The organism is Pseudomonas sp. MHK4 (assembly GCF_054600775.1).
The window spans coordinates 220,302-235,215 of the sequence record NZ_BAAIAK010000004.1 but is presented as its reverse complement, the minus strand read 5'-3'; the positions used below and the strand labels follow the sequence as shown (position 1 = coordinate 235,215).

Sequence of the window (14,914 nt, the reverse complement as noted above, 5' to 3'; positions counted from 1 at the left end):
ACAAAACCATCAGGCATAAAAAAGCCCCGACTTTCACAAGCCGGGGCTTTTGGTTGAAGCGCTACACGGCTTAGCCGTTGAACACGTCATCCACGCTTTTCAGCGGGTAGTTCTTCGGATATGGCAGGGTTGCCACGCCGGTCTCGATTGCGGCCTTGGCCACGGCATCGGAGATGACGGTGATCAGGCGAGCGTCCATTGGTTTCGGAATGATGTACTCACGACCGAATTCCAGCTGGATGCCGCCGTAGGCGTCGCACACTTCCTGAGGCACTGGCAGCTTGGCCAGTTCGCGCAGGGCGTTGGCTGCAGCCACTTTCATCTCTTCGTTGATACGCTTGGCGCGAACGTCCAGGGCACCACGGAAGATGAACGGGAAGCCCAGCACGTTGTTGACCTGGTTCGGGTAGTCCGAACGGCCAGTGGCCATGATCACGTCGTTACGGGTGGCGTGCGCCAGCTCCGGGGAGATTTCCGGATCCGGGTTCGAGCAAGCGAACACGATCGGGTTGGCCGCCATGGACTTCAGGCCTTCAGGGCTCAGCAGGTTCGGGCCGGACAAGCCGACGAACACGTCTGCGCCTTGCAGGGCGTCAGCCAGGGTACGCTTGTCGGTCGCGTGAGCGAAGACAGCCTTGTACTGGTTCAGGTCGTCACGACCGGAGTGGATCACACCGGTACGGTCGACCATGTAGATGTTTTCGATGTTGGCGCCCATGCTCACCAGCAATTTCATGCAGGAGATGGCGGCAGCACCGGCACCCAGGCAGACGATCTTCGCGTCAGCCAGGGTTTTTCCAGCGATTTCCAGGGCGTTGATCATGCCGGCCGCAGTCACGATGGCGGTGCCGTGCTGGTCGTCGTGGAAAACCGGGATGTCACACTGCTCGATCAGCGCGCGCTCGATCTCAAAGCACTCAGGCGCCTTGATGTCTTCCAGGTTGATGCCACCGAAGGTGATGGAGATGCGCTTGACGGTGTCGATGAAGGCTTGCGGGCTTTCGGAATCGACTTCGATGTCGAAAACGTCGATGCCGGCGAAGCGCTTGAACAGCACGCCCTTACCTTCCATCACTGGCTTGGAGGCCAATGGGCCAAGGTTACCCAGGCCCAGAATCGCGGTGCCATCGGAAATGACTGCAACCAGGTTGCCTTTACCGGTGTATTTGTAGGCCAGCTCCGGATCGCGGGCGATCTCGCGTACTGGTTCAGCTACGCCGGGGCTGTAGGCCAGCGACAGGTCGCGGGCGGTAGCGGTGGCCTTGGTGAGCTCGACACTCAGCTTCCCTGGACGAGGATTGGCGTGATATTCGAGAGCGGCAGTTTTCAGATCAGACATTTTGGCATTCCGCTTTTACTGTTGGACAGACTGGTCAGCGAGGATACGCGCCTCGCAAAATCCCCACAAGACTGACCGGTCACCCCTGTCAAGCACCCCGCCTTACGACTTTGGGCCAAGAGCCGCGGAACACAAGGGATAGACTGTTCACAATCCACTTAAAAAATGTCTACAATTACTTGAAAAAGACCAGCGCAGCCAAATCACGGACACAAAAAAGGCGTCCCGGAGGACGCCTTTTTCATCAGCATGGAAAAACGGTGACGCTTTTCCAGGTTGATCGGCCTTAGGCCTTTTTCGCACCGAAAGCACCGAAACGGTCTGCGAAGCGCTGAACGCGGCCGCCAGTGTCCAGAGTCTTCTGCTTACCGGTGTAGAACGGGTGGCATTCGTTGCAAACGTCGATCGCCAGGGCTTTGCCGAAGGTCGAACGGGTTTCGAACTTGTTGCCGCAGCTGCAGGTAACAGCAACTGCTGGGTATTCTGGATGGATATCAGCTTTCATGGTGTCTTCCTCGGGCTAGCGTGCCGCCACCCAACACTATTGTTGAATACCGCACGTAATTAGGCCGCGGATTCTACCAGACAATGCCAATCACGCAAGCTGTCCCTCAAACCGGTCGTCTGCTAGGCTCGCGTCCTTCTTCATTGCTCCCTCATCGAGAAAACGCGTGCCCGACGCCATTCTGCGCCTCGCCTTGCCTTCGCCCCTGCGCCGCCTGTTCGACTACCGGGCGCCGGCTGGCGTGCTGCGTGCGCAGTTGCACCCCGGCATGCGCTTGCGGGTGCCGTTCGGCCGCCGCGAGATGATCGGGATCCTGGTGGAAGTCACCGACACCAGCGAAGTGCCGGCCGAGAAACTCAAGCCGGCCCTGGCCCTGCTCGATGCCACGCCTCCGTTGCCGCCCGCTCTGTTCAAGCTCTGCCTGTGGACCTCGCAGTATTACCAGCACAGCCTCGGCGACACTTTGAGCTGGGCGCTGCCGGTGTTGCTGCGCCAGGGCGAACTGGCCGAGGCGCGCCAGGAGCGCTTCTGGTCGGCAGCGCCAGGCGCCAGCCTCGATGACCCACGTATCGCCCGTGCTCCGCGCCAGCGCGAAGCCCTGGCAACGCTGGCCCAGCACCCCCACGGCGTCGCCCATCAGTTGCTGAGCAAGCTGATGCTGAGCAAGGACAGCCTCGATCTGTTGCTGGCCAAGGAACTGGTCCAGGTCGAAATCCGCAGGCACGCCCCCGGTGCCCGACACGAACACTGGCTGGCCCAACCCGAACTGCCACTCAATCCGGAACAGCGGGCAGCCTATGAAGCCATTCGCGCCGGGTTCGACAGTTACCACGCGTTCCTCCTCGCCGGCGTTACCGGCAGCGGCAAGACCGAAGTCTATCTGCAGCTGATCCGCGAAACCCTGGAGGCCGGCAAGCAAGCGCTGGTGCTGATCCCGGAAATCAATCTCGGCCCGCAGACCCTGGCGCGCTTCGAGCAGCGTTTTAACGCGCGAATCGCGCTGATTCACTCGGCGGTCAATGATCGCGAACGTCTCGACGCCTGGCTCGCCGCCCGCGACGGTGAAGCCGACATCATTATCGGCACCCGCTCGGCGCTGTTCACGCCGATGAAAAACCCGGGGCTGATCATCATCGACGAAGAGCACGACGGCTCTTATAAACAGCAGGAAGGCTTGCGTTATCACGCGCGCGACCTGGCGCTGGTCAGGGCACGCCAGGAAAACATCCCGATTGTCCTGGGCTCCGCCACGCCATCACTGGAAAGCCTGCACAACGCCTACACCGGCCGCTATGGCCTGCTGCGGCTGAATGAGCGCGCTGGCGGCGCCAAGCAACCACGCTTCCTGCGCCTGGACGTGAAAAGCCGTCCACTGGACAGCGGCATTTCCGGGCCCATGCAACAAGCCATCGGCCAGACACTCGCTGCCGGCCAGCAGGTGTTGGTATTCCTCAACCGCCGCGGTTTTGCCCCGACCCTGCTGTGTCACGACTGCGGCTGGATGTCCGAGTGCCAACGTTGCGATGCGCGCATGACCGTGCACCAGCGCTACGGCGAGCTGCGCTGCCACCATTGCGGTTATGTCGAACGCGTGCCGCGCCAATGCCCCAAGTGCAACAAGGTCGACTTGCGCCCCGTGGGCGCCGGCACCGAACGGGCCGAGGAGCGCCTGGGGATCCTGTTCCCGGACTATCCGGTGCTGCGGGTCGACCGCGACAGCACGTCGCGCAAGGACGCGATGAACCAGTTGTTCGCGACCATCCAGAAAGGCCAGCCCTGCATCCTGGTCGGCACGCAGATGCTCGCCAAGGGCCACCACTTTCCACGGGTAACCCTGGTCTCGATCCTGGATGCCGACGGCGGGTTGTTCTCCGGCGACTTCCGCGCCAGCGAGCGCATGGCGCAACTGATTGTCCAGGTCGCCGGGCGAGCGGGTCGGGCGGAAGAGCCGGGCAAGGTGATCATCCAGACACACCTGGCCGACCATCCGCTGCTGGTGCAGTTGACCGAACAGGGTTACTTCGCCTTTGCCGAGCAAGCCTTGAGCGAGCGCCGCGCGGCGGGCTTGCCGCCGTTCGCGCATTTGGCGCTGCTGCGGGCCGAAGCGCACAAACCGGGGCAGGCCGAAGGCTTTCTGGATGAGGCGTGCAGCGAAGCCGAACGCCTGCTGGCCGAACAGAATCTGACCGGTATCGAATTGCTCGGGCCGGTGCCGGCGCCGATGGAGCGGCGGGCCGGACGTTATCGTGCGCAGTTATTGTTGCAGGCTACGGCACGGGCGCCGCTGCATCGGTTGCTTGCCAGTTGGTTGCTGGTGCTGGAGCAGATGCCGAGTGGGCGGGCGGTACGCTGGTCCCTGGATGTTGATCCTGTGGACCTGTATTGATTTGAAATCGCTTTCGCGAGCAATTTGTCACCACATATCCATAACCTGCCCGCTATAGTTGGCAAGCTCGCCCCGGCAACGGATAATGCCCAGTTTTTCCACCAGCGCACGATGCGCCGCCGCGCCAGCGGTCGAAAGAGAAGACCATGAAAGACACCATTCGCCAGCTGATCCAACAAGCCATCACCCAACTCGTCAACGAAGGTGTGTTGCCTGAAGGCCTGTCGCCGGCGATCCAGGTGGAAAACTCCCGCGACAAGAAGAACGGCGACTTCGCCAGCAACATCGCCATGATGCTGGCCAAACCGGCCGGTATGAAACCACGCGACCTGGCGGAAAAAATCATCGCTGCGCTGCCGGCTGACGAAAATGTCTCCAAGGCCGAAATCGCAGGTCCCGGCTTCCTGAATTTCTTCCAGAACACCGACGCCCTGGCCTCGCGCCTGGACGCCGCCCTGGCCGACGCCAACATCGGCGTGCGCAAGGCCGGCCCGGCGCAGCGCACCGTGGTCGACCTGTCGGCACCGAACCTGGCCAAGGAGATGCACGTCGGCCACTTGCGCTCGACCATCATTGGCGACGGCGTGGCCCGCGTGCTCGAATTCCTCGGAGACGAAGTGATCCGCCAGAACCACGTTGGCGACTGGGGCACCCAGTTCGGCATGCTGATGGCCTACCTGCAGGAAAACCCGATCACCAGCGACGAGCTGTCCGACCTGGAAAACTTCTACCGCGCCGCCAAGCAACGCTTCGACGAATCCGAAGAATTCGCCGACCGCGCCCGTGGCCTGGTGGTCAAGCTGCAGGCCGGCGATGCCGATTGCCTGGCGCTGTGGACCAAGTTCAAGGACATCTCGCTGTCCCATTGCCAGAAGATCTACGAACTGCTGAACGTCAAGCTGACCATGGCCGACGTGATGGGCGAAAGCGCCTACAACGACGACCTGATCAACGTGGTCAACGACCTCAAGGCCGCCGGCATGCTGGTCGAGAGCAACGGCGCCCAGTGCGTGTTCCTCGACGAATTCAAGAACGCCGACGGCGACCCGCTGCCAGTGATCATCGTCAAGGCCGACGGCGGCTACCTCTACGCAACCACCGACCTGGCTGCCGTGCGCTACCGCAGCGGCAAGCTCAAGGCCGACCGCGCGCTGTACTTCGTCGACCAGCGTCAGGCCCTGCACTTCCAGCAAGTATTCGCCGTGGCACGCAAGGCCGGCTTCGTGACCCATCCGATGGAAATGGAACACATGGGCTTCGGCACCATGAACGGCGCTGACGGCCGTCCGTTCAAGACCCGTGATGGCGGTACCGTGAAGCTGATCGACCTGCTGACCGAAGCCCAGGAACGCGCCTACACCCTGGTCAAGGACAAGAACCCTGAACTGGCCGAAGCCGAGCTGCGCAACATCGCCAAGGTCGTGGGCATCGGCGCGGTGAAATACGCCGACCTGTCCAAGCATCGCACCAGCGACTACAGCTTCAACTTCGACCTGATGCTGAACTTCGAAGGCAACACCGCACCGTACCTGCTGTATGCCTACACCCGCGTGGCTGGCGTGTTCCGCAAACTCGGCAAGGACTTCAGCGAAGTCGAAGGCCAGATCGTGCTCCAAGCACCGCACGAACACGAACTGGCGGCAAAACTCGCACAGTTTGGCGAAGTACTGAACAACGTGTCCGAGAAAGGCACGCCGCACATCCTCTGCACGTACCTGTACGACGTCGCCGGCCTGTTCTCCAGCTTCTACGAGAACTGCCCGATCCTCGCCGCCGACACCCCGGCGCAAATGCAGAGCCGTCTGCGCCTCGCAGCGCTGACCGGACGCACTCTCAAGCAAGGCCTGGAACTCTTGGGCCTGGAAACTCTGGAGCGTATGTAAGTTGGCTGCCAAGAAAAAACCTGCACCCAAGCGTGGCGCCAGCCGTTACCAAGCTCCAGCGAAGCAACCGATCCCGGGTTGGCTGTGGATGGCCATCGGCCTGACGGTCGGCGCGTTCGTCGTATTCCTGATGAAACTGGAGCCGGGCAAGGGCAGTGACACGGTCAAACGCGAGAAGGTGGAACAGCAACAGAAAGCCACCAAGATCGCCGAAGCCAACAAGACCCCGCCGAGCCCGACGCAACCGGTGAAGCCGAAATACGACTTCTACACCCTGCTGCCGGAATCGGAAGTCATCGTGCCGCCGGATGCCGTACCGGAAAAAACCCTGCCGACACCGCAAGTGCCTGCGATCCCGACGACACCGGTGACACCGGCTGAAGCGGCGAAGATCGATACTGCTCGCGCCCAGGCTGCTCTGTCCGGGATTACTCCGCCACCTGCCCCACCGGTCAAGGCTGCGCCTGTGACGAAGTTTTTCCTGCAGGCTGGCTCGTTCCGCAAAGAGACTGATGCGGACAAGGTCCGGGCGCAGATCATTCTGCTGGGCCAGGCCGTAGCGGTTGAATCCGGCACGGTGAAAGACGAAACCTGGTATCGCGTCCTGGTCGGACCGTTCAGCAACCGCGAACAACTGACCACCGCCCAGAAACAACTGGCCGGCGCCGGCTTCAGCAATTTGTTGTTACAACAACGCCAGAACCGCTGATTTCGGCAGGGGCACCGCGTCATCGTTCATCGCCAGCTAGCCGACTCCTACAGGAATTACGCGATCCCCCTGTAGGAGCCGGCTTGCTGGCGATGGCGTCATGACAAACAACACACCCATCCCGGCCAAACACCGCTCGTCCCCCTCCACGCCCCACAGTTGAAATCCTCTCCTCCACCCCCATATGAATGGGCATAAGGCATTTTCGCCCCGCAGCGTGGAGACTCTTCCCTTGACCACCATCGTTTCAGTTCGCCGCCACGGCAAAGTCGTCATGGGCGGCGACGGCCAGGTTTCCCTTGGCAATACCGTGATGAAAGGCAACGCGAAAAAAGTTCGTCGCCTGTACCACGGCCAGGTCATAGCCGGTTTTGCCGGTGCCACCGCTGACGCCTTTACCCTCTTCGAACGCTTCGAAGGCCAACTTGAAAAGCACCAGGGCCACCTGGTACGCGCCGCTGTCGAACTGGCCAAGGAGTGGCGCACCGACCGCTCCCTGAGCCGCCTCGAAGCCATGCTCGCGGTCGCCAACAAAGACGCCTCCCTGATCATCACCGGCAACGGTGACGTGGTCGAACCTGAAGACGGCCTGATCGCCATGGGTTCCGGTGGTGCCTACGCCCAGGCGGCCGCCAGCGCGCTGCTGAAAAAAACTGACCTGTCGGCCCGGGAAATCGTCGAAACCGCCCTCGGTATCGCCGGCGACATCTGTGTATTCACCAACCACACCCAGACCATCGAGGAGCAGGACTGCGCCGAGTAAGCCCATGCAGCCCACCGCACCACGGCTCATTCTTGCTTGAGGTCCACTGAATATTATGTCCATGACTCCCCGCGAAATCGTCCACGAACTCAACCGCCACATCATCGGCCAGGACGATGCCAAGCGCGCCGTCGCCATTGCCCTGCGCAACCGCTGGCGCCGCATGCAGCTGCCGGAAGAGCTGCGCGTTGAAGTAACGCCCAAGAACATCCTGATGATCGGCCCGACCGGTGTCGGTAAAACCGAGATCGCCCGTCGCCTGGCCAAACTGGCCAACGCACCGTTCATCAAGGTCGAAGCGACCAAGTTCACTGAGGTCGGCTATGTCGGCCGCGACGTCGAGTCGATCATTCGAGACCTCGCCGATGCCGCGATCAAGCTGCTGCGCGAGCAGGAAATCGTCAAGGTGCGCCACCGCGCCGAAGACGCTGCCGAAGAGCGCATTCTCGACGCCCTGCTGCCGCCGGCACGCATGGGCTTCAGCAACGACGATACCCCGTCTGCCGACTCCAACACCCGCCAGCTGTTCCGCAAGCGCCTGCGTGAAGGCCAGCTGGATGACAAGGAGATCGAGATCGAAGTGGCCGAGATGGCCGGCGTCGATATTTCCGCGCCGCCGGGCATGGAAGAAATGACCAACCAGCTGCAAAGCCTGTTCGCCAACATGGGCAAGGGCAAGAAGAAAGCCCGCAAGCTCAAGGTCAAGGAAGCACTGAAGCTGGTGCGCGACGAAGAAGCCAGCCGCCTGGTCAACGATGAAGAGTTGAAGGCCAAGGCCCTGGAAGCGGTCGAGCAGCACGGCATCGTGTTCATCGACGAAATCGACAAGGTCGCCAAGCGAGGCAATTCCGGCGGCGTCGATGTGTCCCGCGAAGGCGTGCAGCGCGACTTGCTGCCGCTGATCGAAGGCTGCACCGTCAACACCAAGCTGGGCATGGTCAAGACCGACCACATCCTGTTCATTGCTTCGGGTGCGTTCCACCTGAGCAAGCCGAGCGACCTGGTGCCCGAGCTGCAAGGCCGCCTGCCGATCCGTGTCGAACTCAAGGCCCTGAGCCCGGAAGATTTCGAGCGCATCCTCAGCGAGCCTCACGCCTCGCTCACCGAGCAATACTGCGCACTGCTGAAAACCGAAGGCCTGGGCATCGAGTTCCTGCCGAGCGGCATCAAGCGCATTGCCGAGATCGCCTGGCAGGTCAACGAGAAAACCGAAAACATCGGTGCCCGTCGCCTGCACACCTTGCTTGAACGCCTGCTGGAAGAAGTGTCTTTCAGCGCCGGCGACCTGGCCAGCGTGCATGACGGCAAGGTCATCCAGATCGACGCCGACTACGTCAACAGCCACCTCGGTGAATTGGCGCAGAACGAAGACCTGTCCCGTTATATCCTGTAGGTCATGTGACTCCTTGTAGGAGCCCGGCTTGCCGGCGATGGCGCACCTGAGATCGCCATCGCCGGCAAGCCGGCTCCTACAAGGGTCAGGCCACGCATACAGACGGACATCCGGTCATGACCCAGCTCCCCACCGACATCAAGCTGCACAAAGCCTCTAAAACCCTCACGCTCAAATACGCATCAGGCGAGGAATACACCCTGCCCGCCGAGTTCCTGCGCGTGCACTCCCCTTCCGCCGAGGTCCAGGGCCACGGCAAACCCATCCTGCAATTTGGCAAGATCAACGTAGGACTGAGCAAGATAGAACCAGCCGGTCAGTACGCTCTGAAACTGACCTTCGACGATGGCCATGACAGCGGCCTGTTCACCTGGGAATACCTCTACGAACTGGGGCGACGTTATGACGCACTCTGGGAGGATTATCTTGCCGAGCTCGAAGCCGCAGGAAAAACCCGCGACCCGAACGAATCCGTCGTCAAGCTGATGCTCTAGCCTGAGCCTTTTGCTCTTTAGAGAGCATTTTCTAATTTCATCTGTTTGAATGCTCGGCTTCAGGGCCGACGCTTGGCCCGCTTGCGAAAAAAATTAAACTCGGGTAACCAATGGATTGGCAAGTTCCCTGCAGTGCTCTCTGAATTAAAAAGCAGCGATGCAGAATTAAAGTCACCCGTGCAGTAGTACCTGGCGTTGCTGTGTGACTACACAGCAGGACACGGTACTCGTCTGAAGGGCAATGGAGCGTCGTAGATGAGTAACAAGAGTAACGATGAGTTGAAGTATCAAGCCTCGGAGAACACCCTGGGGCTCAATCCTGTCGTTGGGCTGCGTGGAAAGGATCTACTGGCTTCTGCTCGAATGGTGCTCAGGCAGGCCATCAGGCAACCGGTGCATAGCGTCAAACATGTCGCGCATTTTGGTCTTGAACTCAAGAACGTGCTGTTTGGCAAATCCGGGCTGCAACCGACCAGCGATGACCGTCGCTTTGCCGATCCGGCCTGGAGCCAGAACCCACTCTACAAACGTTATTTGCAAACCTACCTGGCGTGGCGCAAGGAACTCCACTCCTGGATCGACGAAAGCACCCTCAGCCCCAGCGATGTGGCGCGCGGGCACTTCGTGATCAACCTCATGACCGAAGCCATGGCGCCGACCAACACCGCGGCCAACCCGGCGGCAGTCAAACGCTTTTTCGAAACCGGCGGCAAGAGTCTGCTTGACGGTCTCTCGCACCTGGCCAAGGATCTGGTGCACAACGGTGGCATGCCGAGCCAGGTCAACATGGGTGCGTTCGAGGTTGGCAAGAGCCTGGGCGTGACCGAAGGCGCGGTGGTATTTCGCAACGATGTCCTGGAACTGATCCAGTACAAGCCGATTACCGAGCAGGTCCACGAGCGTCCATTGCTGGTGGTGCCGCCGCAGATCAACAAGTTCTACGTGTTCGACCTGAGCCCGGACAAGAGCCTGGCGCGGTTCTGCCTGCGCAACAACGTTCAGACCTTCATCGTCAGCTGGCGCAACCCGACCAAGGAACAGCGCGAGTGGGGCCTGTCGACCTATATCGAAGCCCTCAAGGAAGCGGTTGACGTCGTCACCGCGATCACCGGCAGCAAAGACGTGAACATGCTCGGGGCCTGCTCCGGCGGCATCACTTGCACAGCGCTGCTGGGCCACTACGCGGCGATCGGCGAGAACAAGGTCAACGCCCTGACCCTGCTGGTGAGCGTGCTGGACACCACCCTGGACAGCGACGTCGCCCTGTTCGTCAATGAGCAGACACTCGAAGCCGCCAAGCGCCACTCGTACCAGGCGGGTGTTCTGGAAGGCCGCGACATGGCGAAAGTCTTTGCCTGGATGCGTCCCAACGACCTGATCTGGAACTACTGGGTAAACAATTACCTGCTGGGCAACGAGCCGCCGGTTTTCGACATCCTGTTCTGGAACAACGACACCACCCGGTTGCCCGCAGCGTTCCACGGCGACCTGATCGAGCTGTTCAAAAATAATCCACTGATTCGCCCGAATGCACTGGAAGTGTGCGGCACCGCCATCGACCTCAAGCAAGTGACGGCCGACATCTTTTCCCTGGCCGGCACCAACGACCACATCACCCCGTGGCGGTCGTGCTACAAGTCGTCGCAACTGTTCGGCGGCAACGTTGAATTCGTGCTGTCGAGCAGCGGGCATATCCAGAGCATCCTGAATCCGCCGGGTAACCCGAAATCCCGCTACATGACCAGCACCGAACCGGCGAGCAATGCCGATGAATGGCAACAGAATGCCACCAAGCACACCGATTCCTGGTGGCTGCATTGGCAGGCCTGGCAGGCCCAGCGCTCGGGCGAGCTGAAAAAGTCCCCGGTGAAGCTGGGTAACAAGGCTTATCCGGCGGGCGAGTCGGCGCCAGGCACTTACGTACACGAGCGTTAGACCCACAAACCTGTAGGAGCCGGCTTGCTGGCGATTGCATCACCACGGTGAGACTGGCGAACCACGGTGATCGCATCGCCAGCAAGCCGGCTCCTACAGCATGTGTGTCAGGAACCACGATCCACCCACAGGGCCAGAAGCATGCCGCAACCGTTCATATTCCGCACCGTCGACCTGGATGGCCAGACCCTCCGCACGGCGGTGCGCCCCGGCAAGCCTCACTTGACGCCCTTGCTGATTTTCAACGGCATCGGCGCCAACCTGGAGCTGGTGTTTCCGTTCGTCGCAGCGCTGGACCCGGACCTGGAAGTCATCGCCTTCGACGTACCCGGTGTCGGCGGTTCGTCGACGCCGAATCTTCCGTATCGCTTTCCAAGCCTGGCGAAACTCACGGCACGCATGCTCGACTACCTCGACTACGGGCAAGTCAATGTGATCGGCGTGTCCTGGGGTGGCGCCCTTGCGCAACAGTTCGCCTTTGACTATCCGGAGCGTTGCAAGAAGCTTGTCCTGGCAGCGACGGCAGCGGGCGCGGTGATGGTGCCGGGCAAGCCGAAAGTGTTGTGGATGATGGCCAGCCCACGGCGCTACATCCAGCCCTCCCATGTAATCCGCATTGCGCCGATGATCTACGGCGGCGCGTTCCGTCGCGATCCGACCCTGGCCGCGAGCCATGCAGCGAAGGTCCGTTCGGCAGGCAAGCTTGGTTACTACTGGCAGCTGTTCGCCGGCTTCGGCTGGACCAGCATCCACTGGCTGCACAAGATCAATCAGCCGACCCTGGTCCTGGCCGGCGACGACGATCCGCTGATCCCGCTGATCAACATGCGTCTGCTGGCCTGGCGAATTCCCAATGCCCAGCTGCACATCATCGATGACGGCCATCTGTTCCTGATTACCCGGGCCGAAGCGGTCGCGCCGATCATCATGAAATTCCTCGAGGAGGAGCGCCTGCGTGCGGTGATGCACCCGCATCCGGCGCCACTGGGCGGCTGATCGGCCCATTTTTTGTATGGGAAAGAGGAGGCGGCTGGACATCGCACCGCGCAACAACCCGTTACAGCGTCTATGGTGTTCTGGTTCGGTGTTTTGTATTTGGCCTGGAAGACGAAGGAGTGTTGAGTCATGCGCGATAAAACTGCGAGGGAGTCACTACCCACTCCCGCCGCGTTCATCAACGCACAAAGTGCGATTACCGGCCTGCGCGGCCGGGATCTGGTTTCGACTTTGCGCAGTGTTGCCGCCCATGGCCTGCGCAACCCCGTGCACACCGCTCGACACGCCTTGAAACTGGGTGGTCAACTGGGCCGCGTGTTGCTGGGCGACACCCTGCACCCGACCAACCCGCAGGACCGTCGTTTCGACGATCCCGCATGGAGCCTCAACCCCTTTTATCGACGCAGCCTGCAGGCCTACCTGAGCTGGCAGAAGCAGGTCATAAGCTGGATCGACGACAGCAACATGAACCCGGACGACCGCGCCCGCGCGCACTTCGCGTTCGCCCTGCTCAACGATGCCGTGTCGCCGTCCAACAGCCTGCTCAATCCCCTGGCGATCAAGGAAATCTTCAACTCCGGCGGCAACAGCCTGGTGCGCGGGATCGGCCACCTGGTCGATGACCTCCTGCACAACGACGGGCTGCCCCGACAGGTCACCAAGCACGCATTCGAGGTCGGCAAGACTGTCGCCACCACCACCGGCGCCGTGGTGTTTCGCAACGAACTGCTGGAGCTGATCCAGTACAAGCCGATGAGCGAAAAGCAGTATTCCAAACCGCTGCTGGTGGTGCCGCCACAGATCAACAAGTACTACATTTTCGACCTCAGCCCGCACAACAGCTTCGTCCAGTACGCGCTCAAGAACGGCCTGCAGACCTTCGTGATCAGCTGGCGCAATCCGGATGTACGCCACCGCGAATGGGGCCTGTCGACGTACGTTGAAGCGGTGGAAGAAGCCATGAACGTCTGCCGGGCAATCACCGGCGCGCGCGAGGTCAACCTGATGGGCGCCTGCGCCGGCGGGCTGACCATTGCCGCCTTGCAAGGTCACCTGCAAGCCAAGCGCCAGCTACGCCGCGTTTCCAGCGCGACCTACCTGGTGAGCCTGCTCGACAGTCAACTCGACAGTCCGGCCACGCTCTTCGCTGACGAACAGACCCTGGAGGCCGCCAAGCGACGTTCCTACCAGAAAGGCGTACTGGATGGCCGCGACATGGCCAAGGTCTTCGCCTGGATGCGCCCGAACGATTTGATCTGGAGCTACTTCGTCAACAACTACCTGATGGGCAAGGAGCCGCCGGCGTTCGACATTCTCTACTGGAACAACGACAACACCCGCCTGCCGGCCGCCCTGCATGGCGACTTGCTGGACTTTTTCAAGCACAACCCGCTGAGCCATCCCGGCGGCCTGGAAGTGTGCGGCACCCCGATCGATTTACAGAAGGTCAACGTCGACAGTTTCAGCGTGGCCGGCATCAACGACCACATCACGCCGTGGGACGCGGTGTATCGCTCGACCCTGCTGCTCGGTGGCGAGCGCCGCTTCGTCCTGTCCAACAGCGGCCACATACAGAGCATTCTCAATCCGCCGAACAATCCGAAAGCCAACTACGTCGAAGGCGCCAAACTGAGCAGCGACCCCAGGGCCTGGTACTACGACGCCAAGCCCGTCGACGGTAGCTGGTGGACGCAATGGCTGAGCTGGATTCAGGAGCGCTCGGGCGCGCAGAAAGAACCCCACATGGCCCTCGGCAATCAGAATTATCCACCGATGGAGGCAGCGCCCGGGACCTACGTGCGCGTGCGCTGATGTTCAACGACCACGGCCCCTGCCGGCCGTGGCATGACCCGATCATAAGAAGACTGGATGAAAACCCGCGACCGGATCCTCGAATGTGCCCTGCAATTGTTCAATGAGAAGGGCGAACCGAATGTTTCCACCATGGAAGTCGCCAACGAAATGGGCATCAGCCCGGGCAACCTCTACTACCACTTCCACGGCAAGGAACCGCTGATTCTTGGTCTGTTCGAACGTTTCCAGGCCGAACTGGCGCCGTTGCTCGACCCACCGGCCGACGTCGAACTGGCCCCCGAGGATTACTGGCTGTTCCTGCACCTGATCGTCGAGCGCCTGTCCCACTATCGCTTCCTGTTCCAGGACCTGTCGAACCTGGCCGGGCGCCTGCCAAAACTGGCCAAGGGCATTCGCAACCTGCTCAATGCACTCAAGCGCACCCTGGCATCATTGCTGGCCCGATTGAAAGCCTTGGGGCAGCTGGTCAGCGATACCCAGGCGCTGGGGCAACTGGTGGAGCAGATCACCCTGACGCTGCTGTTCTCGCTGGACTATCAGCGGATTCTCGGCCGCGAGGGCGAAGTGCGATTGGTGGTCTACCAGATCATGATGCTGGTGGCACCGCACTTGTTGCCGCCGATCAAGGCGGCGACCGAGCAGATGGCGATGCAGTATCTGGAAGAGCATTAAGATTAAAAGATCGCAGGCTGCGAT

12 protein-coding genes are annotated in these 14,914 nt (G+C 61.1%); 10 read left to right on the top strand and 2 right to left on the bottom strand.

Annotation, left to right across the window (positions count from 1 at the left end):
• Positions 1–70 precede the first annotated feature (70 nt).
• Positions 71–1,339: a malic enzyme-like NAD(P)-binding protein gene (locus tag ACYP2Q_RS13000; RefSeq protein WP_459730817.1), complete on the bottom strand. Its 1,269-nt coding sequence runs from the start codon at positions 1,337–1,339 to the stop codon at positions 71–73.
• 286 nt (positions 1,340–1,625) lie between these two features.
• Positions 1,626–1,844 (bottom strand): 50S ribosomal protein L31, encoded by a 219-nt coding sequence (gene rpmE, locus ACYP2Q_RS12995; RefSeq protein ID WP_008047849.1) that lies wholly within the window; start codon positions 1,842–1,844, stop codon positions 1,626–1,628.
• A 166-nt stretch (positions 1,845–2,010) separates the two neighbouring features.
• Between rpmE and ACYP2Q_RS12990 the strand changes: the two genes are divergently transcribed.
• The 10 genes from ACYP2Q_RS12990 (at position 2,011) to ACYP2Q_RS12945 (ending at position 14,890) form a co-directional block, all read left to right on the top strand.
• On the top strand, positions 2,011–4,230 hold the full coding sequence (locus ACYP2Q_RS12990) for a primosomal protein N' (RefSeq protein ID WP_459730815.1): 2,220 nt from the start codon (positions 2,011–2,013) through the stop codon (positions 4,228–4,230).
• Positions 4,231–4,376: 146 nt separating this feature from the next.
• On the top strand, positions 4,377–6,113 hold the full coding sequence (gene argS / locus ACYP2Q_RS12985) for an arginine--tRNA ligase (protein WP_459730814.1): 1,737 nt from the start codon (positions 4,377–4,379) through the stop codon (positions 6,111–6,113).
• Between the two features lies 1 nt (position 6,114).
• The gene (locus ACYP2Q_RS12980; RefSeq protein WP_459730813.1) at positions 6,115–6,822 is read left to right on the top strand and encodes an SPOR domain-containing protein; all 708 of its coding nucleotides are present in this window, start codon (positions 6,115–6,117) and stop codon (positions 6,820–6,822) included.
• Between the two features lie 232 nt (positions 6,823–7,054).
• Positions 7,055–7,585 carry an ATP-dependent protease subunit HslV gene (hslV, locus tag ACYP2Q_RS12975; protein WP_007975582.1) on the top strand — a complete coding sequence of 177 codons (531 nt, stop codon included), beginning with the start codon at positions 7,055–7,057 and terminating at the stop codon, positions 7,583–7,585.
• Positions 7,586–7,640: 55 nt separating this feature from the next.
• Positions 7,641–8,978, top strand: coding sequence for an HslU--HslV peptidase ATPase subunit (gene hslU, locus ACYP2Q_RS12970; RefSeq protein WP_459730812.1), 1,338 nt, complete (start codon positions 7,641–7,643; stop codon positions 8,976–8,978).
• Between the two features lie 116 nt (positions 8,979–9,094).
• Positions 9,095–9,472, top strand: coding sequence for a gamma-butyrobetaine hydroxylase family protein (locus tag ACYP2Q_RS12965; protein ID WP_459730811.1), 378 nt, complete (start codon positions 9,095–9,097; stop codon positions 9,470–9,472).
• Between the two features lie 255 nt (positions 9,473–9,727).
• Entirely contained in the window at positions 9,728–11,407 is a 1,680-nt protein-coding gene (gene phaC, locus ACYP2Q_RS12960; RefSeq protein ID WP_459730810.1) for a class II poly(R)-hydroxyalkanoic acid synthase, read from the top strand.
• A 141-nt stretch (positions 11,408–11,548) separates the two neighbouring features.
• Positions 11,549–12,403, top strand: coding sequence for a poly(3-hydroxyalkanoate) depolymerase (gene phaZ / locus ACYP2Q_RS12955; RefSeq protein ID WP_459730809.1), 855 nt, complete (start codon positions 11,549–11,551; stop codon positions 12,401–12,403).
• 129 nt (positions 12,404–12,532) lie between these two features.
• Positions 12,533–14,215, top strand: a complete 1,683-nt coding sequence (gene phaC / locus ACYP2Q_RS12950) for a class II poly(R)-hydroxyalkanoic acid synthase (protein WP_459730808.1) — start codon at positions 12,533–12,535, stop codon at positions 14,213–14,215.
• Between the two features lie 57 nt (positions 14,216–14,272).
• A complete protein-coding gene (locus ACYP2Q_RS12945) occupies positions 14,273–14,890 on the top strand; it encodes a TetR/AcrR family transcriptional regulator (RefSeq protein ID WP_459730807.1) in 618 nt (205 codons plus the stop codon).
• The last annotated feature ends 24 nt before the right edge of the window (positions 14,891–14,914 follow it).

What these genes read in the sequence shown, in the direction of transcription:
- ACYP2Q_RS13000 (WP_459730817.1), bottom strand. Translation starts at nt 1,339, where the DNA reads ATGTCTGATCTGAAAACTGCCGCTCTCGAATATCACGCCAATCCTCGT.
- rpmE (WP_008047849.1), bottom strand. Translation starts at nt 1,844, where the DNA reads ATGAAAGCTGATATCCATCCAGAATACCCAGCAGTTGCTGTTACCTGC.
- argS (WP_459730814.1), top strand. Translation starts at nt 4,377, where the DNA reads ATGAAAGACACCATTCGCCAGCTGATCCAACAAGCCATCACCCAACTC.
- hslU (WP_459730812.1), top strand. Translation starts at nt 7,641, where the DNA reads ATGTCCATGACTCCCCGCGAAATCGTCCACGAACTCAACCGCCACATC.
- ACYP2Q_RS12965 (WP_459730811.1), top strand. Translation starts at nt 9,095, where the DNA reads ATGACCCAGCTCCCCACCGACATCAAGCTGCACAAAGCCTCTAAAACC.
- phaC (WP_459730810.1), top strand. Translation starts at nt 9,728, where the DNA reads ATGAGTAACAAGAGTAACGATGAGTTGAAGTATCAAGCCTCGGAGAAC.
- phaZ (WP_459730809.1), top strand. Translation starts at nt 11,549, where the DNA reads ATGCCGCAACCGTTCATATTCCGCACCGTCGACCTGGATGGCCAGACC.
- phaC (WP_459730808.1), top strand. Translation starts at nt 12,533, where the DNA reads ATGCGCGATAAAACTGCGAGGGAGTCACTACCCACTCCCGCCGCGTTC.
- ACYP2Q_RS12945 (WP_459730807.1), top strand. Translation starts at nt 14,273, where the DNA reads ATGAAAACCCGCGACCGGATCCTCGAATGTGCCCTGCAATTGTTCAAT.